26 protein-coding genes are annotated in these 25,545 nt (G+C 65.9%); 14 read left to right on the forward strand and 12 right to left on the reverse strand.

Annotated elements, in window-relative coordinates; translation table 11 throughout:
- Positions 1-439: 439 nt before the first annotated feature.
- The 3 genes from AC0WR5_RS15720 to AC0WR5_RS15730 form a co-directional block, all read right to left on the reverse strand.
- A complete protein-coding gene (locus tag AC0WR5_RS15720; RefSeq protein WP_475864516.1) occupies positions 440-1,618 on the reverse strand; it encodes a type III PLP-dependent enzyme in 1,179 nt (392 codons plus the stop codon).
- A gap of 338 nt (positions 1,619-1,956) precedes the next feature.
- Complete coding sequence (locus AC0WR5_RS15725) at positions 1,957-2,172, reverse strand: hypothetical protein (protein ID WP_475864517.1); 216 nt, start codon at positions 2,170-2,172, stop codon at positions 1,957-1,959.
- A 210-nt stretch (positions 2,173-2,382) separates the two neighbouring features.
- Complete coding sequence (locus AC0WR5_RS15730) at positions 2,383-2,532, reverse strand: hypothetical protein (protein WP_475864519.1); 150 nt, start codon at positions 2,530-2,532, stop codon at positions 2,383-2,385.
- Positions 2,533-2,779: 247 nt separating this feature from the next.
- On the opposite strand from AC0WR5_RS15730, the gene AC0WR5_RS15735 reads away from it, so the two are divergent.
- Both AC0WR5_RS15735 and AC0WR5_RS15740 read left to right on the forward strand, forming a co-directional pair.
- The gene (locus AC0WR5_RS15735) at positions 2,780-3,802 is read left to right on the forward strand and encodes an OmpA family protein (protein WP_475864521.1); all 1,023 of its coding nucleotides are present in this window, start codon (positions 2,780-2,782) and stop codon (positions 3,800-3,802) included.
- Between the two features lie 73 nt (positions 3,803-3,875).
- Complete coding sequence (locus AC0WR5_RS15740) at positions 3,876-4,043, forward strand: hypothetical protein (protein ID WP_475864522.1); 168 nt, start codon at positions 3,876-3,878, stop codon at positions 4,041-4,043.
- Positions 4,044-4,090: 47 nt separating this feature from the next.
- Here AC0WR5_RS15740 and AC0WR5_RS15745 read toward each other — a convergent pair whose 3' ends face one another.
- Entirely contained in the window at positions 4,091-4,693 is a 603-nt protein-coding gene (locus AC0WR5_RS15745) for a TetR/AcrR family transcriptional regulator (RefSeq protein WP_475864524.1), read from the reverse strand.
- 126 nt (positions 4,694-4,819) lie between these two features.
- Here AC0WR5_RS15745 and AC0WR5_RS15750 point away from each other — a divergent pair, with 126 nt between their 5' ends.
- Together AC0WR5_RS15750 and AC0WR5_RS15755 are read left to right on the forward strand one after the other, a co-directional pair.
- Positions 4,820-5,674, forward strand: a complete 855-nt coding sequence (locus tag AC0WR5_RS15750) for an SDR family NAD(P)-dependent oxidoreductase (protein ID WP_475864526.1) — start codon at positions 4,820-4,822, stop codon at positions 5,672-5,674.
- Between the two features lie 119 nt (positions 5,675-5,793).
- A complete protein-coding gene (locus AC0WR5_RS15755) occupies positions 5,794-7,122 on the forward strand; it encodes a biotin/lipoyl attachment domain-containing protein (protein WP_475864527.1) in 1,329 nt (442 codons plus the stop codon).
- 81 nt (positions 7,123-7,203) lie between these two features.
- Here the strand turns inward: AC0WR5_RS15755 and AC0WR5_RS15760 are convergent, their stop codons facing one another.
- The 8 genes from AC0WR5_RS15760 to AC0WR5_RS15795 all read right to left on the reverse strand — a co-directional run bounded on the left by AC0WR5_RS15760 (position 7,204) and on the right by AC0WR5_RS15795 (position 13,745).
- Complete coding sequence (locus tag AC0WR5_RS15760) at positions 7,204-7,986, reverse strand: succinate dehydrogenase iron-sulfur subunit (protein ID WP_475864529.1); 783 nt, start codon at positions 7,984-7,986, stop codon at positions 7,204-7,206.
- Between the two features lie 79 nt (positions 7,987-8,065).
- Entirely contained in the window at positions 8,066-9,874 is a 1,809-nt protein-coding gene (sdhA, locus tag AC0WR5_RS15765) for a succinate dehydrogenase flavoprotein subunit (RefSeq protein ID WP_475864530.1), read from the reverse strand.
- Between the two features lie 15 nt (positions 9,875-9,889).
- Positions 9,890-10,261, reverse strand: coding sequence for a succinate dehydrogenase, hydrophobic membrane anchor protein (sdhD, locus tag AC0WR5_RS15770; protein ID WP_475864532.1), 372 nt, complete (start codon positions 10,259-10,261; stop codon positions 9,890-9,892).
- Between the two features lie 14 nt (positions 10,262-10,275).
- Complete coding sequence (sdhC, locus tag AC0WR5_RS15775; protein ID WP_475864534.1) at positions 10,276-10,668, reverse strand: succinate dehydrogenase, cytochrome b556 subunit; 393 nt, start codon at positions 10,666-10,668, stop codon at positions 10,276-10,278.
- Positions 10,669-11,046: 378 nt separating this feature from the next.
- Positions 11,047-12,078, reverse strand: coding sequence for a MaoC family dehydratase (locus tag AC0WR5_RS15780; protein ID WP_475864536.1), 1,032 nt, complete (start codon positions 12,076-12,078; stop codon positions 11,047-11,049).
- Positions 12,078-12,281, reverse strand: a complete 204-nt coding sequence (locus AC0WR5_RS15785; protein WP_475864538.1) for a DUF1737 domain-containing protein — start codon at positions 12,279-12,281, stop codon at positions 12,078-12,080. Before AC0WR5_RS15785 ends, AC0WR5_RS15780 begins: the two co-directional genes overlap by 1 nt.
- Before the next feature lie 18 nt (positions 12,282-12,299).
- Positions 12,300-12,851 (reverse strand): NnrU family protein, encoded by a 552-nt coding sequence (locus AC0WR5_RS15790; protein WP_475864539.1) that lies wholly within the window; start codon positions 12,849-12,851, stop codon positions 12,300-12,302.
- A 45-nt stretch (positions 12,852-12,896) separates the two neighbouring features.
- Entirely contained in the window at positions 12,897-13,745 is an 849-nt protein-coding gene (locus AC0WR5_RS15795; protein WP_475864540.1) for an HpcH/HpaI aldolase/citrate lyase family protein, read from the reverse strand.
- A 418-nt stretch (positions 13,746-14,163) separates the two neighbouring features.
- Here AC0WR5_RS15795 and AC0WR5_RS15800 point away from each other — a divergent pair, with 418 nt between their 5' ends.
- From AC0WR5_RS15800 to AC0WR5_RS15845, 10 genes are all read left to right on the forward strand, one after another.
- A complete protein-coding gene (locus tag AC0WR5_RS15800) occupies positions 14,164-14,475 on the forward strand; it encodes a hypothetical protein (protein ID WP_475864542.1) in 312 nt (103 codons plus the stop codon).
- Positions 14,476-15,238: 763 nt separating this feature from the next.
- Positions 15,239-16,201 (forward strand): malate dehydrogenase, encoded by a 963-nt coding sequence (gene mdh / locus AC0WR5_RS15805; RefSeq protein ID WP_475864544.1) that lies wholly within the window; start codon positions 15,239-15,241, stop codon positions 16,199-16,201.
- 435 nt (positions 16,202-16,636) lie between these two features.
- Complete coding sequence (gene sucC / locus AC0WR5_RS15810) at positions 16,637-17,830, forward strand: ADP-forming succinate--CoA ligase subunit beta (protein WP_475864545.1); 1,194 nt, start codon at positions 16,637-16,639, stop codon at positions 17,828-17,830.
- 4 nt (positions 17,831-17,834) lie between these two features.
- Complete coding sequence (gene sucD, locus AC0WR5_RS15815) at positions 17,835-18,719, forward strand: succinate--CoA ligase subunit alpha (RefSeq protein ID WP_475864547.1); 885 nt, start codon at positions 17,835-17,837, stop codon at positions 18,717-18,719.
- A 223-nt stretch (positions 18,720-18,942) separates the two neighbouring features.
- Positions 18,943-19,518: a DUF805 domain-containing protein gene (locus AC0WR5_RS15820; RefSeq protein WP_475864548.1), complete on the forward strand. Its 576-nt coding sequence runs from the start codon at positions 18,943-18,945 to the stop codon at positions 19,516-19,518.
- Between the two features lie 165 nt (positions 19,519-19,683).
- A complete protein-coding gene (locus AC0WR5_RS15825; protein ID WP_475864550.1) occupies positions 19,684-22,650 on the forward strand; it encodes a 2-oxoglutarate dehydrogenase E1 component in 2,967 nt (988 codons plus the stop codon).
- Between the two features lie 6 nt (positions 22,651-22,656).
- Positions 22,657-24,171, forward strand: coding sequence for a 2-oxoglutarate dehydrogenase complex dihydrolipoyllysine-residue succinyltransferase (odhB, locus tag AC0WR5_RS15830; protein WP_475864552.1), 1,515 nt, complete (start codon positions 22,657-22,659; stop codon positions 24,169-24,171).
- 3 nt (positions 24,172-24,174) lie between these two features.
- Positions 24,175-24,735 carry an HXXEE domain-containing protein gene (locus tag AC0WR5_RS15835; RefSeq protein ID WP_475864553.1) on the forward strand — a complete coding sequence of 187 codons (561 nt, stop codon included), beginning with the start codon at positions 24,175-24,177 and terminating at the stop codon, positions 24,733-24,735.
- A complete protein-coding gene (locus tag AC0WR5_RS15840) occupies positions 24,732-25,124 on the forward strand; it encodes an MAPEG family protein (RefSeq protein ID WP_475864555.1) in 393 nt (130 codons plus the stop codon). Before AC0WR5_RS15835 ends, AC0WR5_RS15840 begins: the two co-directional genes overlap by 4 nt.
- Position 25,125: 1 nt before the next feature.
- Positions 25,126-25,539, forward strand: a complete 414-nt coding sequence (locus tag AC0WR5_RS15845; RefSeq protein ID WP_475864556.1) for an MAPEG family protein — start codon at positions 25,126-25,128, stop codon at positions 25,537-25,539.
- Positions 25,540-25,545 lie beyond the last annotated feature (6 nt).

A 25,545-nucleotide genomic window follows, 5' to 3' on the forward strand; every position in this document is an offset into this window, starting at 1 on the left:
GTGCCGTGAGTGGCGATGGGAGCCGGGACACATCATCCGACCGTCAGGCAGCACACCTGCGGGACATGCGATCACCGGCTCCCGGGTCGGGCTGTTCGGCGGGGCGGCCCGGCCCGGAGGCCCGACCACGACGACGGAACAACAGGCCACACGAGGGAGCGTGGCATCGGGGACAGGGCGAAAGGGGGCGCAACGCGCGCCGCTCCCCGGCTCTGTCTGACCTGCGGTTGGTCCGGCGGGTGCCCGCCCGCCTCTACCCCCGAAAAGGCCCTGTTGCGGGCTGAGAAACAACCCCGCGCAAGGCACGCCCGAAATCCGGAGGGAGGCGTCGACGCCGGACAGGTTGCCCTGCCCGGGGTCACTCATGTGGGTGGTATTGCACCCGGTTCAAGGGGGAGGCCCCGCCGGTGACGGGACCGTGACCTTACGTTGCCGATGCTCAGTCCTGCAGGACGACGACATCCAGCGGCGGGAAGCCGTTGAAGCCGATCGACGCATAGGTCGAGGTATAGGCGCCGCAGTTGCGGATGATGAAGCGGTCGCCGCAACGCAGGCCCATGGGCAGGTCGACGGGGCGCTTTTCATAGAGCACGTCGGCACTGTCGCAGGAGGGGCCGGCCAGGATGCAGGGGCCGTGGGCCTCGTGATCGCGGTCGGTCAGGAACTGGTAGCGGATGGCTTCGTCCATGGTTTCGGCCAGGCCGGAGAACTTGCCGATGTCCAGGTAGACCCAGCGGTGCAGGTCGTTTTCCGACTTGCGCGAGACCAGCAGCACCTCGGCGGCAATGGCGCCGGCTTCGGCCACCAGGCCGCGGCCCGGCTCTGCCATGACGTGGGGGATGTCACCGAAACGCTCGGTGATCAGCTCCATCACGCGGGCCGCGTAGGGGGTCGGCCCCTGGATCTCTTCGCCGTAGTAGGCCGGGAAACCGCCACCGATGTTCAGCAGGGTCAGGTCGTGGCCGGCAGCGCGGGCGGCGTGCCAGACGGCGGCAATCTGATCCAGCGTCGCGATCCACATCTCGGCGCGCTTGGTCTGGCTGCCCACGTGGAAGGAGATACCGACCGGGCGCAGGCCCAGCTCGACGGCACGGTCCATCAGGCGGATGGCGCCTTCGCGGGCCACGCCGAACTTGCGCGACAGCGGCCAGTCGGCCTCGGAGGCATCGACGATCAGGCGGATGTAGACATCCGAGCCCGGCGCGAATTCAGCAATCTTTTCCAGCTCTTCATCTGCATCGGCAGCGAAGAGGGTGACACCGGCGTGGAAGGCGAACTCGATGTCGCGCGGCTTCTTCACGGTGTTGCCGAAGGAGATGTGATCCGGCGAGGCGCCCAGCGAGAGGCAGAGCTCGATCTCGGCACGGGAGGCGGCATCGAAGCCGGAGCCGAGATTGACCAGGCGCTCGATGATCTCGCGCTGCGGGTTGGCCTTGACGGCATAGTGGATGCGGGCACGGCCCAGGCCAGCCTGCAGGGCGCGGTATTGTGCGTCAACGTGCTCGATGTCCAGGACCAGAGTCGGACGATCGAAGTGGTTCTGACGGATGAAGGTTTCCACGCGGGAGTCGCGGCGTGCAGAAAGTCGGGCCGAGAAATCGGCTACGTATGCGTTCATGGTCATCTCCAATAGACCCGGCCATATATGACCGCTCACTTCCAAGGGAGACGTTACCGTCGCTACGTAACCGCAGGGGACTTCAGGGAACCCCTCTCGCCAGAGGCGCGTGCGTTGGCGTCTTGAAGCGGCATATCGGGCCAAAACCGGATTCGATCAAGAGGGAAATTTGCATCCCTCGCAGATTTTTCCCTAAAAGGCTTCGGACCGGAGGTCAATCAGCGTAAAAATGCCGATTTTCGTTTGTACTTCAATAGGTTGCCGAAATCGAATTTGATCATTTTGCGCCGGAATTTGATCAAGTTTCGCGGTACACAGCGGCCGAAGACGCACCGTGCTCAGCCCGCCTTGCCCGGGGCGCTGGCGCAGAAGTCCGGCTGCTGGCCGGGCTCGACCAGGGTCTCTGCGCCGCAGGCCATGCAATGGTAGAAGGTCTGCCCCTCGGCATCGCGGGCATGATCCATCCGCCAGCGGCAATTCTTCATCGCCGGCTTGGAATACCTCCACATGATGAAGAGCAGGATGGCGAGGCCGAAGGGAGCCAAAAAGATCATGATACGTACCTTCAGGTTTCAGGTGCGGGCAGGTCCGTGGGAGCGGGTCTGCGGGAGGGGGACGAGAGGGCATCCCGTCACCGCCGCCCCTCAAGGCCTACGCCCGCGGGGTCAAAAAGGGCAAACCGCGCAGCCGAGGGTGACTGCGCGGTTTCAGGCTGAGAAGGCCGGATCAGATGTCGCCAGAGCCTCGCAGGGAGGGACTATGGCTCAGGCGGCGTCTGCGTAGGGGACGTAATCTTGCTTGGGGGCGTCTTCGCTGGCCACCACCCGGGGTTCGGGCGTGTAGTAGGAGAGCGACTCCTCCAGCATTTGCAGGGCAGCTTCTGCGGAGATTTCGGTCTTGTCTTTGGTGTCCATCGGGGGCCTCTGGCAATCTTTGTCCGGCCTCCTCCCTGAGGGGTATATAGGCGCTCTCCCTGCAGATGAGTGCTGCAAATCGGACAGGCTTGTTATGCTGCAGGTGCAAAGGTCGCGATCGGCAGGAGCGCGCCGGTCCGGCGGCGCCAGGCGGGGGCGGCTTGCCCTGCCCCGGCGGCGGCGCGAGAAAATCCACGGATTTCAGTGGGGTCATCGACAGTGGCCCCAAATTTGTGGAGCGATGTGCATGACGATAACGGTTCTGAGACGGGTCTGCGCTGCGGCGGCGATGATGGCGCTGATGGCGGGTGTGTCGGCGGCAGTGTCGGCGGGAGCCGCGCAGGCCGCGACCGAGATACCGGCGGCAGACATCGAGGGCGCGGGGCCGGACAGCCCGATCCTGTCGCGCTTTGCCGGATCGGTGATCATCGGTTACCGTCAGGCGGATTACGACACGATAACCCTGCCGCTGGGCGGCTACCACGACGGCGATTTCGACGCGGTGGACCACCCGGAGGGCCGGGTGACGCAGATCGCCTATGCGGTGCCCCGGGGCAAGACCGTCCTGGATGTCTATCGCAGCTTCGAGAGTGCCATGGCCGAGGCGGGCTTCAGCGAGCTGTTCCAATGCGAGGACGAGGGCTGTGGCGGCTACGACTTTTCCCGCAGCCTGTCGGAGCCGGTTCGCAAGGCCATGCCGGTAAAGGACGGCAACCTGGCGCTGCAGCTGCTGAGCGCGACCTCGGGCAACCTGCGGGCGCTCTCGGCCGAGCTGGACCGGCCGGAGGGGCGGGTGCAGGTCTCGCTCATGGTGGTGCAGCACGACGACGACCCGGTGGGCGTGCTGATGCAGGTCGTCGAGAGCGCGGCGATGCAGAGCGAGCAGGTGACGGTGGATGCCGCGGCGATGAGCCAGGGACTGGCGCTGACCGGGCACGTGGCGCTCTATGGCCTGGAATTCGCCACCGACAGCGCCGAGCTGCAGCCCGGGTCGGAGGAGACACTTGCGCAGATGGCCGAGCTGCTGAAGGGCAACGAGGCAATGAAGGTCTTCATCGTGGGCCATACCGATACGACCGGACCGCTGGCGCATAACCTGGCGCTGTCGAAGGAGCGGGCCGAGGCGGTGGTGAGCGCTCTGGAGAGCCGATATGGCGTCTCGGCGGAGCGGATGGAGGCCGAGGGCGTGGGGCCCTTTGCCCCTTTGGCAAGCAACGACAGCGACGCCGGGCGGCAGCAGAACAGGCGCGTCGAACTGGTGCGGCAGTAACGCGCCGCTTGCCGGGGCGCCGGTCTTGGTGCATGAGCGGGGCGGATACGGCCTGAACCGTGAGGAACCGGACATGGATTACAGCAAAATGGGCGCCCCCAAGCTTTCGAAGAACGCACCGAAGCACGACGAGGCCCGCGCCAAGGGCGCCGGCCGGAGCAAGACCGGCGGCCGCGCCAGCAAGGAAGAGCTGGTGGCGCGGATGAAGGCCGCGGCCGAGGCGAAGAAGACCGCCGAGTAACGGACCCGGCAATTCCGTGAGGTCCTGACTGGCTGCCGGCTTGGCTGTCAGATCGGGACTGCGGGGCCGGCGAGCAGGTCGAAGAGCAGCGCCGCTGTCTCCTCGATCCGGCCCAGCCCCTTTTCGCCACGCGCTCGGCCGCCGATCTCCAGGTCGATGGCGCCATGCAGCGTGGCATAGATCAGCCCGGTCACCGGCACCGGGTCATCTCCGGGCAGGATCCCCTGCCCCTGCGCCCTGCCGACAAGCGCGACGAAGCCTTCGAAGGCCGCCATGGCGGCACGGGACAACTCCGCATCGTCGGTGGGCAAGGCCGGATCACTGAACAGAAGGCGGTAGCGCGCCGGATGGCTGCGCCCGTAGCGGATCAGGCCCATGGCGGCCTGCCGCAGCGCCTGCCGGGTGTCTTCGTGCCCTGCCGCCTGCGCAAAACCCTCTGAAAGCATCGCGAAATCGGCCCGCGCAACGCCGCCCAACAGGGCGTTGCGGTCGCGGAAATGCCGATAGGGCGCATTGTGCGACACCCCCACCCGCGCGGCCACGGCGCGCAGGGTCACGGCCTCCTGCCCGCCTTCGTCGAGCAGCGCGGTGGCGGCCGCGACCAGGCGGTCGCGGGTGGAGCGCATGGGTTCATTGGTCTTTTCGAGCATTTTCCGGGTCTCTCCTGGGTCCGGCAAAGAATTACGATACGACGTTGACAACGTCAACGCACGCACCCAAATTGACGATATGTTGACGCTGTCAACGTGACTCGCAGAGACCCAATGGAGAGACAGATGGAAAAGACAGTTGTTGTGACCGGTGTTTCCACCGGCATCGGACGGGCCACGGCAGATGTGCTGGTGGCGCAGGGCTGGCGCGTGTTCGGCACCGTGCGCCGGGCGGCGGACGCAGAGGCGCTGAACGCAGAGGGCCGGATCACGCCCCTGATCATGGACGTGAGCGACCCCGCCTCGGTCGACGCCGCGGCAGAAGAGCTCCGCGGGCTGCTGAAGGGGCGGACGCTGGGCGCGCTGGTGAACAATGCCGGCATGGCCGTTTCGGGGCCGCTGCTGCTGCAGGAGGTCGAGACCTTTCGCCGGCAGATCGAGGTGAACGTGGTGGGCGTGTTCACCGTGACCCGCGCCTTTGCGCCGCTGCTGGGGGCCGATCCGGCGCTGCAGGGGCCGAAGGGCCGCATCGTCAACATCAGCTCGATCGGCGGGCTGATCGCCGCGCCCTTCCTGGGCGCCTATGCGGCCAGCAAACATGCCATCGAGGGCTTCTCGGACAGCCTGCGCCGCGAGCTGCAGCTGCTGGGCATACCGGTGATCGTCGTTGCTCCGGGATCGGTGGCCACCCCGATCTGGGACAAGGCCGAGGAACAGCCTCAACCGGGCCTCTCCGGCTCGATCTGGGAAAGGCCCTATCGCGGCTTCGAGAGCTACATGGTGGCCGAGGGGCGCCGCGGGCTGAAGCCGGAAAGCGTGGGCGCGATCGTGGCCGAGGCCCTGGGCACCGCCCAGCCGAAGCCGCGCTATGTCGCTGACAAGAGCCCGTTCCGGAATGCCTGGGTGCCCACGCACATGCCGAAGGGCAGCATCGACCGGGCGATCGGCAAGCGCCTGGGTCTGGTGCCGGGGGCGATCTGAGCCGCGACCGCCCGCCCGGAGCATGATCCATGGGCCGGGTTGAAACGGACCCTGCATGGCGGCATAAACCTTGGCTTCAGGGTTTGCCGCCATGCTGCCGGCACACAGACGGAGACCCCATGGCCCCAACCGGCACGCCCCCAACCGACAGCAACGCCCCGCCGAGGACTGATGGGCCGGCCGGGCTGACCCGCATCCGCCCGCCTGCCGAGGCCCGTTATCCCGTGGAGGTACAGGCCTGTCACGTGACGGCCGGCCAGCAGGTGGCAGCGGGCGACCCGCTCTACGAACTGCGCGATGCGGCGGGCCGGCGCATGCTGATGCGGGCCCCGCGCGACGGCCGGATCGAGGAAGGCCCCGTGCCTACCGGAGCGCTGATCCCCGAGGGCATGCCGGTGCTGGGGCTGCGGGCACCGGGCAGGACCGTGCCGGAGGAGGACGCGCAGGTGCCGGAGGCCGCGATGGCGACCGATCCGCAGGTGCTGCGCGCGGTGCAGCACGAACGCGAGGCCAGCCGATCCGCCCTGCTGCGCGCCATCTGGACTGCGGAGAGCCCGGGGGTGCGCTGGGGCGGCGTGGCGCCGGTGCTGAGAATGGCGGCGCTGTTCCTCGGCCTGCTGCTGATCCTGCACCTTTGTCTGCGGGCCCTGTTGCCCGACCTGAAGGTCGAGCAACTGATTGTGCCGGCGCTGATCCTGGATGCACTGGCCATGGTGGTGACCCTGCGGGCGATCCGCCGCTGGCGGCGGCGCCCCTCGCCGCTGGGCCTGGTGCTGCCGGGGATCGCCCTTGTCCTGCTAGGGATGATGCTGGGGCTGACACCCGACCGCGAGATCGACCGCGCCACGGGGTTCGACCCAGGCCGCCTGCCCCGCGAGCTGGCGGCGCTGCTGCGCGGGCCTGAGGATGGGGGAGGAGCCGACAGTGCCCCGGTAACCGCGAAGGTCGCGGCGCCCCGCCCGGCACCGGCGACGCCCGCCCCTGCTGCGGACGCTACAGTCGCCAGGGCCACTGCGGGCGCTGCGCCGGCCGCCACGCGGCCCCGGCCCGACGATCCGCAGATCCTGCCGCCCGGCTGCTATCTGCAGGTTTTCCAGTATTGCAACCGGCCTTACAGCGACCGGGTGCCCCAGGCGATGGTGATCCGCTTCGAGGGCAGCGGTTTTCCGGCCGAGCTCTGCGCCGGGCAGATGTATCTCTACAGCTACTATCCGCACCTCGACAGCCACGACACCAACATTCCCGGCGGCTATCAGCGCGAGATGCGCCAGCGGATCGAGGATTTCCGCGACGGGCTGAAGGCGCATCATCCGGAGTGCAGGGTGAACCCAGACACGACGGTGACGCTGAACATCCGCCCCGCCGAGCAGATGGACGAATTTGCCCGCACCTGCTGGCGGGAGCCGGTGGCAACGAATTACAACACGCCGATCTGCGCGCGGTTCTGAGGCCAAAAGCCCGGGCGGATGGCGTCAAAGAAAAAGCCCCGGCGGTTGCCGGGGCTCTTGCTGTTCGGAGTGATCCGAGGATCAGACGGTGCGTTCCACCATCATCTGCTTGATCGACGCGATGGCCTTTGCCGGGTTCAGCCCCTTGGGGCAGGTCTTGGCGCAGTTCATGATCGTGTGGCAGCGGTAGAGCTTGAAGGGATCTTCCAGCTGGTCCAGGCGCTCGCCGGTGGCCTCGTCGCGGCTGTCGATCAGCCAGCGGTAGGCGTGCAGCAGCGCAGCCGGGCCGAGGTACCGGTCGCCGTTCCACCAGTAGGACGGGCAGGACGTCGAGCAGGAGGCGCACATCACGCATTCATAGAGACCATCGAGTTTCTTGCGATCCTCGATCGACTGCTTCCACTCCTTGGCGGGGCGGTTCGTCTTGGTTTCCAGCCAGGGCATGATCGAGGCATGCTGGGCATAGAAATGCGTGAGGTCGGGGATCAGGTCCTTCACCACTTCCATGTGGGGAAGCGGATAGATCTTGACCACCGGGTGCTTGATCTCGTCGAGGCCGAAGATGCAGGCGAGCGTGTTGTGCCCGTCGATGTTCATGGCGCAGGAGCCGCAGATGCCTTCGCGGCAGGAGCGGCGGAAGGTCAGCGTGGGGTCGATCTCGTTCTTGATCTTGATCAGCGCGTCCAGAACCATCGGCCCGCACTTGTCCATGTCGAGGAAGTAGGTGTCGACACGGGGGTTCTCGCCGTCATCCGGGCTCCAGCGGTAGATCTGGAACTTGCGGACGTTCGTGGCACCCTCGGGCTTGGGCCAGGTCTTGCCGGTCTTGATACGGGAATTCTTGGGAAGCGTCAGTTGTACCATTTTCGTCCACCTAGCTGTTTGAGGCTGCTGCCGGGCCCCGAAGGTCCGGCAGTCTGTGCATGGGTGACAGAGACCGTCATCAGTAGACCCGCTTTTTCGGCGCGATCTTCTTGGTGTCGATGCCGCCGTCCTCGAACTTGGTCAGCGGATCGATGTGCACCGGGCGGAAGGTCAGATCGACATTCGGGCCTTCGACCCGCATGATCGAGTGCACGCGCCAGTTCTGGTCGTCGCGATCGGGGTAATCCTCGTGCGCGTGAGCGCCGCGGGATTCCTTGCGCGCCTCGGCGCCCACGATGGTGGCCATCGCGTTCGGCATGAGGTTGCACAGTTCCAGCGATTCCATCAGGTCCGAGTTCCACACCAGCGAGCGATCGGTGACATGGATGTCGTCGAGCTTGGAGGCCACGGCCTTCATCTTCTCGACACCCTCGGCCAGCGTCTTGTCGGTGCGGAAGACGGCGGCGTCGGCCTGCATGGTCTTCTGCATCTCGAGGCGCAGCTCGGCGGTGGGGATGGAGCCCTTGGCGTTGCGGACCGCATCGAACCGGTCGAAGGCCTTTTCCACGCCGGCGTAGTTCATCGGCGGGTTGGGTTTCGACGGGTCGAGGATCTGGCCGGCCTTGATGGCGGCGGCACGACCGAAGACCACGAGGTCGATCAGCGAGTTGGAGCCGAGGCGGTTGGCCCCGTGCACCGAGGCACAGCCCGCCTCGCCCACGGCCATCAGGCCGGGCACGACGGCGTCGGGATCTTCAGCGGTGGGGTTCACGACCTCGCCGAAGTAGTTCGTGGGGATGCCGCCCATGTTGTAGTGCACGGTCGGCAGAACCGGGATCGGCTCCTTGGTCACGTCGACACCGGCAAAGATGCGCGCCGATTCCGAGATGCCGGGCAGACGCTCGGCCAGGGCCTCGGGGGGCAGGTGCGAGAGGTTCAGGAAGATGTGATCCTTGTGCTCGCCCACGCCGCGGCCTTCGCGGATCTCCATGGTCATGCAGCGCGAGACCACGTCACGGGACGCGAGGTCCTTGTAGGTCGGCGCGTAGCGTTCCATGAACCGCTCGCCTTCGGAGTTGGTCAGGTAGCCGCCTTCGCCGCGCGCGCCCTCGGTGATCAGGCAGCCGGAGCCGTAGATGCCGGTGGGGTGGAACTGGACGAATTCCATGTCCTGAAGCGCCAAGCCGGCGCGCGCCACCATGCCGCCACCGTCGCCGGTGCAGGTATGGGCGGAGGTCGCCGAGAAATAGGCACGGCCATAGCCACCGGTGGCCAGAACCACGGTCTTGGCCGAGAACAGGTGGAAGGTACCATCGTCGAGCTTCCAGCAGAGCACGCCCACGCAGGACTTGCCGTCTTCGCTCATGATCAGGTCGATGGCGAAATATTCGATGTAGAACTCGGCCTGTTCCTTGAGCGAGCGCCCGTAGAGGGTGTGCAGGATAGCGTGGCCGGTCCGGTCCGCCGCGGCGCAGGTGCGCTGCACGGGCGGGCCTTCACCGAATTCGGTGGTGTGACCGCCGAAGGGCCGCTGGTAGATCTTGCCCTCTTCGGTCCGCGAGAAGGGCACACCGTAGTGTTCCAGCTCGTAGACGGCCTTGGGGGCCTCGCGCGCCAGATATTCCATGGCGTCGGTATCGCCGAGCCAGTCGGAGCCCTTGACGGTGTCGTAGAGGTGCCACTGCCAGTTGTCGGGGCCCATGTTGGACAGCGACGCGGCGATGCCGCCCTGTGCGGCAACGGTGTGGGAACGGGTCGGGAAGACCTTGGTCACGCAGGCGGTTTTCAGCCCCTGCTCGGCCATGCCGAGGGTCGCGCGCAGACCTGCGCCACCGGCCCCGACAACGACCACGTCATATTCGTGCGTTTCGTATTCGTAAGCAGCCATTGGGAACCTCGGGAATTAGAGAGCAATCCGGACCAGCGCGAACACCGATGCGGCAGCGATGCCGTAGGCGATGCAGGTGACCAGGATGATGAGAAGGCGCCCCGTGAGGCCGTGCACGTAGTCTTCAAGGGCCATCTGGCAGCCGTTCTTGAAGTGGACCATGCCGACGGTCATGGTCAGCGCCGCGATCAGCGCGGGCCAGGGACGGGAGTAATAGGCGACGATCTCTTCATAGGTGCCGCCCAGGTGGGGGCCGAAGGTGAAGATGAAGAGCGGCACGAGAACGATGAGGGCGATCGAGGAGACCTGCATGAACCAGTGATGGTCGGTGCCGGTCTTGGAAGCGCCCATGCCCACGGCGCGCTTGCGGTCGGTCAGATAACGCATGGCTGGCTTCCTCCTCAGACGAAGATGATGGTGATGATGGTGAGGACGACGGCGCCGATGATGATCGCCCAGCCGAGCTTGTCGGAAGTCTCGATGTCGAGGCAGTAGCCGTTGTCCCACAGCAGGTGACGGATGCCCGCCAGCAGGTGGTACCAGATGCCCAGGGTCGAGAGCAGCAGGATGATGTCGCCGATCCAGGATGTGATCACGAAGTCCGCGACCGCGAAGTAGTTCGGCCCCGCCGCCGCGGCGAGCAGCCACCAGGCGATCAGGAAGGCCTGCACGATCAGCGCGTTCCCCGCGACCCGGTTCAGGATCGACGTCGCGGAGTTCAGCTGGAACCTGTAGTACTTTCCGAGCATGAATGGAGAGAGCGGGCGGTTGCTGCCCGGGTTCACATCGGCCATGACATGTCCTTTCGGTTTCCCTTGGCCCATGTTCTACCAGAGATTACGGTGTTGTCATCCTCCCTGCACACTCCATCCCGTAGAATTTGACAGAAGCAATCAATTCTTTTTGCCTTTGTGATCACAAGAATATTTGCTGTGATCACATTTTGGGCGCTATCAATTTCTGACTGATTTGCTTGGGTTTGCGCGTTGATTCTACAACCTTTTTGAGTATTGCAGGGGCCGGATGCCTCCGTCGGGGATATTTGCCGCCAGATGAGAGAGCCGGTTTCGCACCGATCTCGAAACCGCCCTCCAGGCGTGGCGGGACCCGGCCCGGGGCCCCCTCCCGCCCGCCTTCATCTTTCCCGAAAATCCAGCCGCCGGCGGCCTGTCTCAGAGCGGCATGAGGGCCCAGTAGTCGAGATCCAGCAGCACATGGGGCATGTAGCGGCCATCGTCGTGGCGGAGCGTGAAGGGCTCTCCACCGCTGGTTGCCACCAGGCGCAGGCGGATCGCGCCGACGCCGGGCGCGGCGGTCTCGGCCCGGTCGAGAACCTCGGACCAGGCGCGTACGGTGGTGCCCGCGAAACAGGGGTTGGCATGGGCGCCGCCGTTCAGCCCCACCACCATCTGGGCATTGGCCAGCCCGTTGAACGACAGCGCCCGCGCCAGCGATATCACGTGGCCGCCGTAGATCAGCCGCTGTCCGTCAGGGCGGAAGGTAGCGTCGAAATGCACCTTGGCGGTATTCTGCCACAGGCGCGTCGCCATCATGTGCTCTGCCTCTTCGATGGTCACGCCATCGACGTGATCGATGCGTTCGCCCACCTCGTAGTCGCCCCAGCGATGCGGCTCACCCGCCAGGGTGAAATCATAGCCGGTAAAGTCCAGCCCCTGCGGGATCACCAGATCCGATGCGGCAAGGGCCGGTTTCAGATCCGGCACGACGGTTTCAGGCGCGGGGGCGGTGACATCGCCCTTTCGCACCATGACCCAGCGGACATAGTCCAACACCACCTCGCCGTGCTGGTTCACGCCTTCACTGCGCACCCAGACCACGCCGGTCTTGCCGTTCGAATTCTGCTTCAACCCGATCACCGTGGACCGCGCGGTGAGCGTGTCGCCGGGATATACCGGTCGGTGCCAGCGCCCCTCGGCATAGCCGAGATTCGCCACTGCGTTCAGCGAGATGTCGGGAACCGTCTTGCCGAAGACGATGTGGAAGGCCGCCCAATCGTCTAGCGGGGCGGCCGGCAGCCCGCAGGCACGGGCGAATTCGTCCGAGGAGGCCAGCGCGTGACGGGCGGGATAGAGCGCGTGATAGAGCGCCCTCTCGCCGCCCGACACCGTGCGCGGCACCGCGTGGGGGATCTGTTGCCCGATGGCGTAATCCTCGAAGAATCGGCCCGCGCTAGTTTTCGACATCAGTACTCTCCCAGCTTGATGTCGGGCGCATAGGTGCCCTCGACCTCCTTGGTCACGGCCTGGCCGCAGCGCATGGTGCCATTGGCCGCGTCGAAGGCATAGGTGGGGCTGCCGTGCAGCTCCCACCCGGCGTTCAGGGCCTTTGTCACCTTGTGACAGAAGGCCGATGTGTCGTCTTCGGAGAGGAAACGGTAAAGTTTCATGTCATCTTCCCTGCTGTATTACATCGGAAGCGGGTTGGGGCCGACCCAGCCGTGGATCAGCACGATCACGGCATAGACGACCAGGGTGATGAGCGCGAGAATCACGTCGCCCTTCACCGTGCCGCCGGCAAAGCGGGTATAGTCGGGCGCGTTGCGGTTCGACACGATCCAGCCCGCGATCGCCCAGAGGATCATGCCGCCCCAGAGCACGATCGACGTCAGGTCACCACGCACCAGGAGGTGCGCCACGGCCCAGAGGATGATGCCGGTGAACATCGGGTGGCGGACCAACCCGCGCAGATGCGATTTCGAGTTGGCCGCCCCGAAGAAGGCCACCGAAAGCAGCATCAGGCCGTTGTTGGCATGCTGCCCCCAGCTGGGCGGCGCATAGACATAGGTGTAGGTCGCGGTGCGATAGCCGATCACCATCAGCACGATGGCCAGCAGCGTGACCAGGGCCACGATCCCCTTGGCCTGCCCTTCGGACAGGCGGGCGCGGAAGCCGGGGGTGTATTCCTTCATCAGGTGGGGCCAGGTCCACAGGACCAGGCCGAGAACGAGCAGTGCCATTTCGGTGCCTCTCTTTCAGGTGGCGTCGGCGCCACCCTGAGCGCCTCAGCCCATGGCCGCAATAGCCTCGGCCTTGGCGAGGGTCTTTTTCGCGGTCTCGACATGCAGGTTCTCGACGATCTTCCCATCGACCACGGCCACCCCCTGCCCCGTACGCTCGATCTCCTCATGCGCGGCGATCTGGCGCTTTGCCAGGTCGATCTCGGCCTCGGTGGGTGCAAAGCAGGCATTGGCGATATCGACCTGCGCCGGGTGGATCAGCGTCTTGCCGTCAAAGCCCAGGTCCCGGCCCTGTTCGCATTCCGCGCGCAGACCATCCTCGTCCCTGAACTGGTTGTAGACGCCATCGGCGGCGATCACGCCGTGGGCGCGCGCGGCCAGCAGGATCGTCTGGAGCGCCATCTGCATCGGCAGGCGGTCGGGCCGCGTGCGGCAGTTCAGCTCCTTGGCCAGGTCGTTGGTGCCGGCAACAAAGCCCTGCACGCGCGGGTGCGCGGCAATCTCCAGCGCGTTGAAAATCGCCAGCGGGGTTTCCATCATCGCCCAGATCGGCTGGTTGCAGAGCGCGGCCAGGGCGTCGATGCCGGCGGCGGAATTGACCTTGGGCAGCAGGAAGGCATCGACGTCGCTGTCCTTCAGCGCCGCGACGTCGCCCGCGCCCCATTCCGTGTCGAGGCCGTTGATCCGCACGATCTTTGCCCGCTCGCCATAGCCGCCTTCGGCCAGCGCGGCCTTCAGCGTGTCGCGGGCCCCGGGCTTGGCCTCGGGCGTCACCGCGTCTTCCAGATCGAAGAGGATCGCATCGACCGGCAGGCCGCGGGCCTTGTCCAGCGCGCGTTCCTTGGAGCCGGGGATGTAGAGAAGCGAGCGATAGGGGCGAAGCGTGGCGTCCATGTCTGCATCCTTGCGGTAATAATCTTGCGTGGTGATGGCACTTGTTGTGCGAATACTTCAAGCCCCTTGTTCAACCGGAGGTGATTTTTTGTGCTGCGACGCAGCGACAGCCGAAGGAACGAACAGGCGTGGGTGGCAAAATTGCCTCAATTCTACCGAACGCTCGTGCCGTTAACCAGATTGCAGGAGCTGCGACCGCAGGCTGAACCTGTCCGAAAGCCTCTTCGCGGCCCCTTTCTCCTCCTCCTCCCGGCCGCGGAGAGGCGTTCGGCAGACCGGCGACGCAGCAGCACGCCTCAAGACACCGAAGCCGGGCAGGCTTCCGCTCAGACCAGGCAGTCCGCCCTTCCTGAAACCGCCCCCTCCGGCGCGGCCCCCGGCCGGCCGGCAGCGGCGAGACCTAACGAAAGGGAATGCCATGAAACTGAGTGCCGCAGCAGGTCTCGCCTGTACCCTTGCCATCCTCGCCGGCCCGGTTCTGGCCCAGGGCGGTCAGGCCTGTGCCCCGCGCGATGTCGTGGTGAACCGCCTGGCCAAGGGCTATGGCGAAACCCGCCAGTCAATCGGCCTGGGCAAGAACAACGCCGTGGTCGAGGTCTTTGCCTCCGACAAGAGCGGCACCTGGACGATCACCGTGACCAATACCCAGGGCATCACCTGTCTGATCGCCAGCGGCCAGGCCTTCGAAGCCCTGGCAGAGGCGCTGCCGAACACCGATCAGGATGCCTGATCCGGCGCCGCGGGCCCGGGCCCCAACCCGCCAGGTCAGGCCACGCCCAACGAGCCGGCCTGCAGGTCAGTGGGCGCCGCGCCTGCGCAATCGCCCCATGCGGCCCGACCGAGCCCCGCTCTGCGCCCCTCAGCAGGCGCGCGAAAGACATCACGCAGGCCTCGACGCAGGGCATCGGGGGCCTCGGCGGGCGGAGCACGACGCCCCGCTTCGGCGCGGCACCGGCACCTGAACCGCCCGGATCTGCGGGCCCCTTGCCCGCTGTCGCGGCCACCCGCACGACCGCCAAGCAAGGTTGCACCCCCTGCAAGCCCGCACGGCCTAGGGCACGCTCCACGCCGCAAGCCCCGCATCGCGGCCACAGCGCCCATGACCGCCGCCACGCCGGCCCCCGGACTACATGATTTTCCTCTCCGCCCCCCTCCCACGGCATGGCGCCGGAGCGACCATGCCGCCCGGGGCGCCGCCTCCGGCCATTGTTTTCCGCCGCGACTCTCTCCCCCAAGAGGGGCGTTTCGCTCCGCCCCGAGGCCAGATTCGGGGCATTTCCATGTGGGCGCTAACAGCCAGTGTATTCCGCTGCATACAAACGCAGGCCCAGCTTTGCACCCGTCCAGAAATCGCCCACACCCCTGTCGTTGTTGAAGTTTTTAAGGGCTTCGCGCCCCGCCAGGACAGGCGCTCACGCTCTGCACTCTTGCGTCCCGCGCCCAAAAGACCTACGCCATGCGCGAGATTTTCAACCGGACCGGAGACAAATCCAATGGCCAGACCCAAGATTGCCCTGATCGGCGCGGGCCAGATTGGCGGCACGCTCGCCCATCTCGCAGCCCTGAAAGAACTGGGCGACGTCGTCCTCTTCGACATCGCCGAAGGCACCCCGGAGGGCAAAGCCCTCGACATCGCCGAATCCGGCCCGTCTGCCAAGTTCGACGCCAAGCTGAAGGGCACCCAGTCCTACGCGGACATCGCGGGCGCTGACGTCTGCATCGTGACCGCCGGCGTGCCGCGCAAGCCGGGCATGAGCCGCGACGACCTGCTGGGCATCAACCTGAAGGTCATGAAATCCGTCGGTGAAGGCATCCGCGACAACGCTCCGGATGCCTTTGTCATCTGCATCACCAACCCGCTCGACGCGATGGTCTGGGCCCTGCGCGAGTTCTCGGGCCTCCCGCACGAGAAGGTCTGCGGCATGGCCGGCGTCCTCGACAGCGCCCGCTTCCGCCACTTCCTGGCAGACGAGTTCAACGTCTCGATGAAAGATGTCACCGCCTTCGTTCTGGGCGGCCACGGCGACACCATGGTGCCGCTGTCGCGCTACTCCACCGTTGCCGGCATCCCGCTCCCCGACCTGGTCGAGATGGGCTGGACCACGCAGGAGAAACTGGACGCGATCATCCAGCGCACCCGTGACGGCGGCGCCGAGATTGTCGGCCTGCTGAAGACCGGCTCGGCCTTCTACGCGCCCGCCACCTCGGCCATCGAAATGGCCGAAGCCTACCTCAAGGACCAGAAGCGCGTCCTGCCCTGCGCCGCCTATGTCGATGGCGCACTCGGCCTGAAGGGCATGTATGTCGGCGTGCCGACCGTCATCGGTGCCGGCGGCATCGAGAAGGTCGTCGACATCAAGATGACCAAGGACGAGCAGGCGATGTTCGACAAGTCGGTCGACGCCGTCAAAGGCCTCGTCGAAGCCTGCAAGGGTATCGACAGCTCGCTGGCCTGATCGCCACACATCGCGACGCATTCAGGATGGGGGCGCCTTCGGGCGCCCCTTTTCCTTTGCCCGTGGCCTCCTTTCCGCGGCGGGCACGTGACAGGCCTGCGGCTCTCTCCCCCTGGTCACGCGGCGGGCTCCCGCGGCGCCCTCGCCGGACAGCCCGAGGGGACCGCCGCGCCCCGCTCCGGTGCCGGCGCTGCGCCTGCCGGAACCCGGCATCTCTCCGGGCGACGGCACGAGTTGGTATGAGTCGGGGGCAAAAGCCCTGTAATTGCTGCATATGCGGGCCTCGGCCAAATTTTGTGATCACACGATTTCCTCGTGTGATCACAAAATGCAGAAAATTGGCGGAAATTCTCTGACTCGCCAAAAAATGAGTTCATAGCTCCGTAAGACTGTGCCACTACCGAAGGTAATCGTAGCAAACGAGGGACGGAGTTCATGAATATCCATGAATATCAGGCGAAGGCTATTCTTCGCGAATACGGCGCCCCGGTATCGGACGGCCGTGCGGTTCTGAAGGCAGAGGAGGCCAAGACCGCTGCAGGTGAGCTTGACGGACCGCTCTGGGTCGTCAAGGCACAGATCCACGCAGGCGGCCGCGGCAAGGGCCACTTCGTGGAGGAAAGCGCCGGCGAAAAGGGCGGCGTGCGCCTGGCCAAATCGGTGGAAGAAGCCGAGCAGATGGCCAAACAGATGCTGGGCAAGACCCTGGTGACCCACCAGACCGGTCCGGCCGGCAAGCAGGTCAACCGAATCTACATCGAGGACGGTTCCGACATCGAGCGCGAACTGTACCTGGCCCTGCTGGTGGATCGCCAGACCTCGGCCATCTCGGTCGTCTGCTCCACCGAGGGCGGCATGGACATCGAGGAAGTGGCAGCGTCCACCCCCGAGAAGATCCTCTCCTTCTCCATCGACCCGGCCACCGGCTATGCGCCGTTCCACGGCCGCAAGGTTGCCTTCGCGCTCGGCCTGGAAGGCCCTGCCGTGAAGCAATGCGTCAAGCTGATCGGCGATCTCTACCGTGCCTTCACCGACAAGGACATGGAGATGCTCGAGATCAACCCGCTGATCGTGATGCCCGGCAACACGCTCAAGGTCCTCGACGCCAAGCTGGGCTTTGACGGCAACGCGGTCTACCGCCACGCCGATATCGCCGCGCTGCGCGACGAGACCGAGGAAGACCCCAAGGAACTGGCGGCGTCGAAGTACGACCTGAACTACATCGCGCTCGACGGCGAGATCGGCTGCATGGTGAACGGCGCGGGCCTGGCCATGGCGACGATGGACATCATCAAGCTCTACGGTGCCGAGCCCGCCAACTTCCTCGACGTCGGTGGCGGCGCCACCAAGGAGAAGGTGACCGAAGCCTTCAAGATCATCACCTCGGACCCGAACGTGAAGGGCATCCTGGTGAACATCTTCGGCGGCATCATGCGCTGCGACGTCATTGCCGAGGGCGTGATCGCCGCGGTCAAGGAAGTCGGCCTGCAGGTTCCGCTGGTTGTCCGTCTCGAAGGTACCAACGTCGAGAAGGGCAAGGAGATCATCGCCTCCTCCGGCCTGAACGTCATCGCGGCAGACAACCTGTCCGACGGCGCCGAGAAAATCGTTAAAGCAGTGAAGGGCTAAGAAGATGGCAGTTCTCGTTGACGAAAACACCAAGGTCATCTGCCAGGGCTTCACCGGCTCGCAGGGCACCTTCCACTCCGAACAGGCGATCGCCTACGGCACCAAGATGGTCGGCGGCGTGACCCCCGGCAAGGGCGGCACCGAGCACCTCGGCCTGCCGGTCTTCAACTCGGTCGCCGAGGCCAAGGAACGCACCGAGGCGAATGCATCGGTGATCTACGTGCCGCCGCCCTTCGCAGCTGACTCCATCCTCGAGGCCATCGACGCCGAGATCGAGCTGATCGTCTGCATCACCGAGGGCATCCCGGTCCTCGACATGATGAAGGTGAAGGCCGCGCTGAAGAATTCCCAGTCGCGCCTGATCGGCCCGAACTGCCCCGGCGTCATCACCCCCGACGCCTGCAAGATCGGCATCATGCCCGGCCACATCCACAAGCGTGGCTCGGTGGGTGTTGTTTCGCGCTCCGGTACCCTTACCTATGAAGCCGTGAAGCAAACCTCCGACATCGGCCTGGGCCAGTCCTCGGCCGTCGGCATCGGCGGTGACCCGATCAAGGGCACCGAACACCTGGAAGTGCTGGAAATGTTCCTTGCAGACCCCGAGACCCAGTCGATCATCATGATCGGCGAGATCGGTGGCTCGGCCGAGGAAGAAGCCGCGCAGTTCCTGGCCGACGAGAAGAAGAAGGGCCGCTGGAAGCCGACCGCAGGCTTCATCGCCGGCCGTACTGCCCCTCCGGGCCGTCGCATGGGCCACGCAGGCGCCATCGTCGCCGGCGGCAAGGGCGGCGCAGAAGACAAGATCGAGGCCATGAAGTCGGCCGGCATCGTGGTGGCGGACAGCCCCGCGGGCCTGGGCGAAGCCGTGCTCAAGGCGATCAAGGGCTGATGAGCCCGGAGCCGGCCCCGCGCGGGCCGGCTCCCTCCATCACCTGGGCCCGAACGGCCCGCACTGGGGCCCGAACGGCCCACCCGTTTTCCCTCGCCCGGCCAACCTCGGCACGGGCGAATGTCCTGAAAGTACTCGACATGAGTGCAGAGTGTTACATTGCAGGGCCCGCCGCGGCCGCATTGTCCCGGACAGCCCCCCCTCGCAAAGAGGAGGCCGCCGCATGAGCTTTGCCCAGTCGATCCGGACCTGCTTCTCGCAGTATTTCACCTTTTCCGGCCGCGCCACGCGCCCGGAATACTGGTGGTTCATCCTCTTCATCGTGCTCGGCAGCCTGGTGGCCGGCTTCCTCGACGGGATGCTGTTCCGCGGCTTTTTCGTGACCGGCCCGGGCCACATGGCCGCGGGCTCCGACGGGCCGCTCTCGGGCCTGTTCTCGCTGTTCACCTTCATCCCGGCCCTGGCCGTGGGCTGGCGCCGCATGCATGACACCGGCCGCTCGGGGCTCTACATGCTGTTCCCGATGCTCGTCATGGCCGCGCTGGTCATCCTGGCCCTGATCAGCGGCGTGATGACCTCGATGCTCTTTGCCACCGGCCACACCGGCGCGGCGCTGCCGCCGCTCAGCGGGCTGACCATCATGGGCTTCGCCCTGGGCGTGCTGCTGATGATCCTCTCGCCGCTGCTGATGATCTGGTGGCTGACCCGGCCCAGCCAGCCAGGCTCCAACGACTATGGCCCTGCCCCGCAGGGCCCCTCGGCTCCGCCGCCGCCCCCTTCGGGGGACGTCGCCGCATGAGCCGCCCGCCCGCATATCCCCGCCGCTCCCGGCGGGCCGTCGACCTGCGGTGTCACCCGCCACCGGGGGCCCGTGCGGCCGACAGCGGCCCGCCCGGCCCTGCCGCCATGACCGTCGCCACCCCTCTCAACGTCAGCCATCGCACCGCCCTGAGGTGAGTAAAAAATGACAGATCAAAGCCCGAACGACCTCTTCCATGCCTCCAGCTTCATGCAGGGGCACAACGCCGCCTACCTCGAGCAGCTCTACGCGCAATGGGCCAACGACCCCAATGCCGTCGACGAGGCATGGCAGAATTTCTTCGCCCAGCTGGGCGACGACGAGATGGACGCCAAGAAGGAGGCCGCCGGCCCCTCCTGGGCGCGCCGCGACTGGCCGCCGACGCCCGACGACGAGCTGACCCATGCCCTGGACGGCATGTGGCCCGCCACGCCCCCGGCCGAGGCCAAGGGCGCCGGCAAGAAGATCAAGGAAAAGGCGGCCGAGAAGGGCGTCGAGGTTTCCGATGACGCCGTGAAACGGGCCGTGCTCGATTCCGTCCGCGCGCTGATGCTGATCCGCGCCTACCGGATCCGCGGCCACCTGGCCGCAGACCTCGATCCGCTGGGCATGCGCGACGAGAGCGCCCACCCCGAGCTTGATCCCAAGACCTACGGCTTCAACGACGCCGACATGGACCGCCCGATCTTCATCGACAACGTCCTGGGCCTGCAGATCGCCTCGATGCGCCAGATCGTGGACATCGTGAAGCGCACCTACTGCGGCACCTTCGCGCTGCAGTACATGCACATCTCCGACCCCGAGCAATCGGCCTGGCTGAAGGAGCGGATCGAGGGCTTCGGCAAGGAGATCACCTTTACCCGCGAGGGCCGTCGCGCCATCCTGAACAAGCTGGTCGAGGCCGAGGGCTTCGAGAAGTTCCTGCACGTCAAGTACATGGGCACAAAGCGCTTCGGTCTTGACGGTGGCGAGGCCCTGATCCCCGCGATGGAACAGATCATCAAGCGGGGCGGCAACCTGGGCGCCAAGGAAGTCGTCATCGGCATGCCCCACCGCGGCCGCCTGTCGGTGCTGGCCAACGTGATGTCCAAGCCCTACCGCGCGATTTTCAACGAATTCCAGGGCGGCTCGTTCAAGCCCGACGACGTCGACGGCTCCGGTGACGTGAAGTACCACCTCGGTGCCTCCTCGGACCGCGAGTTCGACGGCAACACCGTGCACCTGTCGCTGACCGCCAACCCCTCGCACCTCGAGGCGGTGAACCCGGTGGTCCTGGGCAAGGCCCGCGCCAAGCAGTTCCAGAACAACGATGCCGATCGCACCTCGACCATCCCGATCCTGCTGCACGGCGACGCGGCCTTTGCCGGCCAGGGCGTGGTTGCGGAATGCTTCGGCCTGTCGGGCCTCGTCGGTCACCGCACCGGCGGCACGATCCACATCGTCGTGAACAACCAGATCGGCTTCACCACCGCGCCGCACTTCTCGCGCAGCTCGCCCTACCCCACCGACATCGCCCTGATGGTCGAGGCGCCGATCTTCCACGTCAACGGGGATGACCCCGAGGCCGTGGTGCACGCCGCCAAGGTGGCCACCGAGTTCCGCCAGAAGTTCCACAAGGACGTGGTCATCGACATCTTCTGCTATCGCCGCTTCGGTCACAACGAAGGCGACGAGCCGATGTTCACCAACCCGATCATGTACAAGACCATCAAGGGTCACAAGACGACCCTGAGCCTGTACACGGATCGCCTGGTCAAGGATGGCCTGATCCCCGAGGGCGAGATCGAGGACATGAAGGCCGCGTTCCAGGCCCACCTGAACGAGGAGTTCGAGGCCGGCAAGGAATACAAGCCCAACAAGGCCGACTGGCTCGACGGCAAGTGGTCCGGTCTCGAACGCGAGAAGGAAGACTACCAGCGCGGCGAGACGGCGATCAGCCCCGAGACCATGGAAGAAGTGGGCAAGGCGCTCTGCACCGCGCCCGACGGCTTCCCGATGCACCGCACCGTGCAGCGCCTGCTGGATGCCAAGTCCAAGATGTTCGAAACCGGCGAGGGCTTTGACTGGGCCACCGGCGAGGCGCTGGCCTTCGGCTCGCTGCTGACCGAGGGCTACCCGGTCCGGCTGTCCGGCCAGGACAGCACCCGCGGCACCTTCTCCCAGCGGCACTCGGCAATCATCAACCAGGAAACCGAAGAGCGCTACTATCCGCTCAACAACATCCGCGACGGTCAGGCCCGCTACGAGGTCATCGACTCGATGCTCTCCGAATACGCGGTTCTGGGCTTCGAATACGGCTACTCGCTGGCCGAGCCGAATGCCCTGGTCGCCTGGGAAGCGCAGTTCGGCGATTTCGCCAACGGTGCCCAGGTCATGTTCGACCAGTTCATCTCCTCGGGTGAATCGAAATGGCTGCGGATGTCGGGCCTTGTGATGCTGCTGCCGCATGGCTTCGAGGGCCAGGGTCCGGAGCACTCCTCCGCCCGTCTCGAGCGCTTCCTGCAGCTCTGCGGTCAGGACAACTGGATCGTGGCCAACTGCTCGACGCCGGCCAACTACTTCCACATCCTGCGTCGCCAGCTGCACCGCTCCTTCCGCAAGCCGCTGGTGCTGATGACCCCGAAATCGCTGCTGCGCCACAAGATGGCGATCAGCCGCACCGAGGATTTCACCACCGGGTCCAGCTTCCACCGCGTCCTGTGGGACGATGCGCAGCACGGCAATTCCGACACCACTCTGGTGGCGGACGACAAGATCAAGCGCGTCGTCATGTGCTCGGGCAAGGTCTACTACGACCTGCTGGAAGAGCGCGACGCCCGCGGCATCGACGACATCTACCTGATGCGCCTCGAACAGTTCTATCCCTTCCCGGCCATGACGCTGGTCAAGGAGTTGGAGCGCTTCAAGGGCGCCGAGGTGATCTGGTGTCAGGAAGAGCCCAAGAACCAGGGCGCTTGGACCTTTGTCGAGCCGAATATCGAATGGGTGCTGGGCCGCATCGGGGCCAAGTACCAACGTCCCCGTTACGTGGGCCGTATCGCATCCGCGTCGCCGGCAACCGGTCTGGCGTCGCAGCACAAAGCACAGCAAGAAGCCCTCGTCGACGAGGCGCTGACCATCGAAGGAAACTAAGGACCCATGAGCACCGAGATCCGTGTCCCCACCCTGGGGGAAAGCGTCACCGAAGCCACCGTCGCCACCTGGTTCAAGAAACCCGGTGATACCGTAGCCGTCGACGAAATGCTGTGCGAGCTGGAAACCGACAAGGTGACCGTCGAAGTGCCCGCGCCTGCCGCCGGCACCCTCTCCGACATCGTGGCCGCCGAGGGCGAGACCGTCGGCGTCGACGCCCTGCTGGGCTACATCTCCGAGGCCGGCAGCGCCGGCCCCGAGGACACCAAGCCCAAGGCATCTGCCGAGGCGGCCCCCGCGCCGGCCGCGGCCTCGGGCGGCGAAACCAAGCCCGTCATGGTACCCACCCTGGGTGAATCCGTGACCGAGGCCACCGTCGCCACCTGGTTCAAGAAGGAAGGCGAGAGCTTCGAGGCAGACGAGATGCTCTGCGAGCTGGAAACCGACAAGGTCTCCGTCGAGGTTCCCGCGCCTGCCGCCGGCACCCTGACCAAGATCCTCGCCAAGGAAGGCGAAACCGTCGAGGCCGGCGGACAGCTGGCCGAGATGACCACCGGCGCCGGTGGTGCCGCGGCCTCCGCGCCGGCGGCCAGTGCCCCCGCTGCCGCCCCTGCCACCTCCTCCGGTGGCAAGGACGTCGAGGATGCGCCTTCCGCCAAGAAGGCCATGGCAGAGGCCGGCCTCTCGGCCGACCAGGTCACCGGCTCCGGCAAGGACGGCCGCATCATGAAGGACGACGTGGCCAAGGCGCTCGCCGCCGCCAAATCGGCCCCCGCGGCCCCGGCATCGGCTCCGCGTGCCCCCGTCGCTGCCGAGGATGCATCGCGCGAGGAGCGCGTGAAGATGACGCGCCTGCGTCAGACCATCGCCCGCCGCCTGAAGGACGCGCAGAACACCGCCGCCATGCTGACGACCTACAACGAGGTCGACATGACCGAGGTCATGGCCCTGCGCAAGGAGTACAAGGACCTCTTCGAGAAGAAGCACGGCACCCGCCTCGGCTTCATGTCCTTCTTCACCAAGGCCTGCGTGCACGCCCTTAAGGAAGTCCCCGAGGTCAACGCCGAGATCGACGGCACCGACGTGGTCTACAAGAACTTCGTGCACATGGGCATCGCCGCCGGCACGCCTCAGGGCCTCGTCGTTCCGGTGATCCGCGACGTCGACAGCATGTCCTTTGCCGAAATCGAGAAGGCGATCTCCGAGAAGGGCAAGCGCGCCCGTGACGGCAAGCTCTCGATGGCCGAGATGCAGGGTGGCACCTTCACCATCTCCAACGGTGGTGTTTACGGCTCGCTGATGTCCTCGCCGATCCTGAACCCCCCGCAGTCGGGCATCCTCGGCATGCACAAGATCCAGGACCGTCCGATGGTCGTCAACGGCGAGATCAAGATCCGCCCGATGATGTACCTGGCTCTGTCCTACGATCACCGCATCGTCGACGGCAAGGGCGCCGTGACCTTCCTCGTCCGCGTGAAAGAGGCGCTGGAAGATCCCCGTCGCCTGCTGATGGATCTCTGATCCATGCTGCGGGACCGGCTCGCGTCAAACTGGGTCTACGGCGGTGCACTTGCCGCCCCGATCCTGCTTTGCGCGATGCCGGTTCTCGATACAGATGGGGTGGGGCGGCTCACATGGCTTGCCCTGCCCGCCTACATGATCCACCAGCTCGAAGAGCATGACGCCGACCGGTTCCGCCTCTTCATGAACCAGGTTCTCGGCCCCGAACGACACGGTCTCACGGTGATGGACGTCTTCACGATCAACATCCTCGGTGTATGGCTGCCCCTGGCGCTGATCTTCCTCGCCGGACAGTACCTCTCCCCCGGCTGGAGCGCCTGGGCCGGCTGGCTGCTGGTCGTGAACGGGCTGCTGCACGGCATACAGGCCATCGCCATGGGCCGGCGCAACCCGGGCCTCGTGACCGGTCTTGTCGTCTTCCTGCCGCTGGGCGGCGCCCTGCTGGCACTCAGCCGCGGTAACGCCCCGGCGCTCTGGTGGTCGGGCCTTGCCGCGGCGCTGCTGCTGCACATGGCCATCGCCCGCCATGCCCCCCGAAAGGTCAGCGAGGTTCCCGCCCGATGATGACCCCAGAACTGATCGCCCTCGCCCTCGTGGCCCTCGAACATGTCGTCCTTGTCGGCTGGTCGCAGATCAGCCTGACGCGCGATGTCGGCGAAGAGGGCAACGTCGGTCCCCGCGACGAGGATCTCGCGCTCTCCGTCCGCACCGGCAGGCTGCGCCGCGCGCTGGCAAACCATACCGAGAATTTCCCCTTCTTCATCGGCGCCGTCGTCGTCGTCACCATGGCCGGAGAGAGCAGCTGGTTCACCGCCGCGGCCGCCTTCCTCTACGTGATCGCCCGGGCGCTCTACATCCCCGCCTATGCCTTCGGCTGGGTGCCCTGGCGCTCGGTTCTCTACATGATCGGCGCGCTCGCCACCTGCGCCATGTATGTCGCGGCCTTCCTCTGAGATGTCCCCCGAACTCACAGCCCTCGCCCTCGCAGGCCTCCTCCAGGTGATCCAGATCATCCTGATGGCCGTGCCCGCGAACCTCGAGCTCGGCACGGACAAGACGCTTTCGCCCCGCGATCCCCAGGACATGGGCGGCGCCGATCCGATGGCGATGATGAGCCGCCGCACCGGCCGGCTCCACCGCGCCATGACCAACCATTTCGAAGGGCTGATCCTCTTCACCATCGCCGTGCTCACCGTAACGCTCGGCCATGGCTCCACCCCGCTCACCGCCACCTGCGCCTGGATCTACCTGGCCGCCCGGGTCCTCTACATCCCCGCCTATGCGTTCGGATGGGTCCCCTGGCGCTCGCTGATCTGGGCCGTGGGCCTGGCCGCCACAACCCTCATGCTGATCGCCGCGCTCTTCTGATCGTTT

The organism is Pseudooceanicola sp. DL12, assembly GCF_056270665.1.

Coding starts and splice junctions, on each gene's coding strand:
- AC0WR5_RS15720 (WP_475864516.1), bottom strand. CDS start 1,618: ATGAACGCATACGTAGCCGATTTCTCGGCCCGACTTTCTGCACGCCGC.
- AC0WR5_RS15725 (WP_475864517.1), bottom strand. CDS start 2,172: ATGATCTTTTTGGCTCCCTTCGGCCTCGCCATCCTGCTCTTCATCATG.
- AC0WR5_RS15730 (WP_475864519.1), bottom strand. CDS start 2,532: ATGGACACCAAAGACAAGACCGAAATCTCCGCAGAAGCTGCCCTGCAA.
- AC0WR5_RS15735 (WP_475864521.1), top strand. CDS start 2,780: ATGACGATAACGGTTCTGAGACGGGTCTGCGCTGCGGCGGCGATGATG.
- AC0WR5_RS15740 (WP_475864522.1), top strand. CDS start 3,876: ATGGATTACAGCAAAATGGGCGCCCCCAAGCTTTCGAAGAACGCACCG.
- AC0WR5_RS15745 (WP_475864524.1), bottom strand. CDS start 4,693: ATGCTCGAAAAGACCAATGAACCCATGCGCTCCACCCGCGACCGCCTG.
- AC0WR5_RS15750 (WP_475864526.1), top strand. CDS start 4,820: ATGGAAAAGACAGTTGTTGTGACCGGTGTTTCCACCGGCATCGGACGG.
- AC0WR5_RS15755 (WP_475864527.1), top strand. CDS start 5,794: ATGGCCCCAACCGGCACGCCCCCAACCGACAGCAACGCCCCGCCGAGG.
- AC0WR5_RS15760 (WP_475864529.1), bottom strand. CDS start 7,986: ATGGTACAACTGACGCTTCCCAAGAATTCCCGTATCAAGACCGGCAAG.
- sdhA (WP_475864530.1), bottom strand. CDS start 9,874: ATGGCTGCTTACGAATACGAAACGCACGAATATGACGTGGTCGTTGTC.
- sdhD (WP_475864532.1), bottom strand. CDS start 10,261: ATGCGTTATCTGACCGACCGCAAGCGCGCCGTGGGCATGGGCGCTTCC.
- sdhC (WP_475864534.1), bottom strand. CDS start 10,668: ATGGCCGATGTGAACCCGGGCAGCAACCGCCCGCTCTCTCCATTCATG.
- AC0WR5_RS15780 (WP_475864536.1), bottom strand. CDS start 12,078: ATGTCGAAAACTAGCGCGGGCCGATTCTTCGAGGATTACGCCATCGGG.
- AC0WR5_RS15785 (WP_475864538.1), bottom strand. CDS start 12,281: ATGAAACTTTACCGTTTCCTCTCCGAAGACGACACATCGGCCTTCTGT.
- AC0WR5_RS15790 (WP_475864539.1), bottom strand. CDS start 12,851: ATGGCACTGCTCGTTCTCGGCCTGGTCCTGTGGACCTGGCCCCACCTG.
- AC0WR5_RS15795 (WP_475864540.1), bottom strand. CDS start 13,745: ATGGACGCCACGCTTCGCCCCTATCGCTCGCTTCTCTACATCCCCGGC.
- AC0WR5_RS15800 (WP_475864542.1), top strand. CDS start 14,164: ATGAAACTGAGTGCCGCAGCAGGTCTCGCCTGTACCCTTGCCATCCTC.
- mdh (WP_475864544.1), top strand. CDS start 15,239: ATGGCCAGACCCAAGATTGCCCTGATCGGCGCGGGCCAGATTGGCGGC.
- sucC (WP_475864545.1), top strand. CDS start 16,637: ATGAATATCCATGAATATCAGGCGAAGGCTATTCTTCGCGAATACGGC.
- sucD (WP_475864547.1), top strand. CDS start 17,835: ATGGCAGTTCTCGTTGACGAAAACACCAAGGTCATCTGCCAGGGCTTC.
- AC0WR5_RS15820 (WP_475864548.1), top strand. CDS start 18,943: ATGAGCTTTGCCCAGTCGATCCGGACCTGCTTCTCGCAGTATTTCACC.
- AC0WR5_RS15825 (WP_475864550.1), top strand. CDS start 19,684: ATGACAGATCAAAGCCCGAACGACCTCTTCCATGCCTCCAGCTTCATG.
- odhB (WP_475864552.1), top strand. CDS start 22,657: ATGAGCACCGAGATCCGTGTCCCCACCCTGGGGGAAAGCGTCACCGAA.
- AC0WR5_RS15835 (WP_475864553.1), top strand. CDS start 24,175: ATGCTGCGGGACCGGCTCGCGTCAAACTGGGTCTACGGCGGTGCACTT.
- AC0WR5_RS15840 (WP_475864555.1), top strand. CDS start 24,732: ATGATGACCCCAGAACTGATCGCCCTCGCCCTCGTGGCCCTCGAACAT.
- AC0WR5_RS15845 (WP_475864556.1), top strand. CDS start 25,126: ATGTCCCCCGAACTCACAGCCCTCGCCCTCGCAGGCCTCCTCCAGGTG.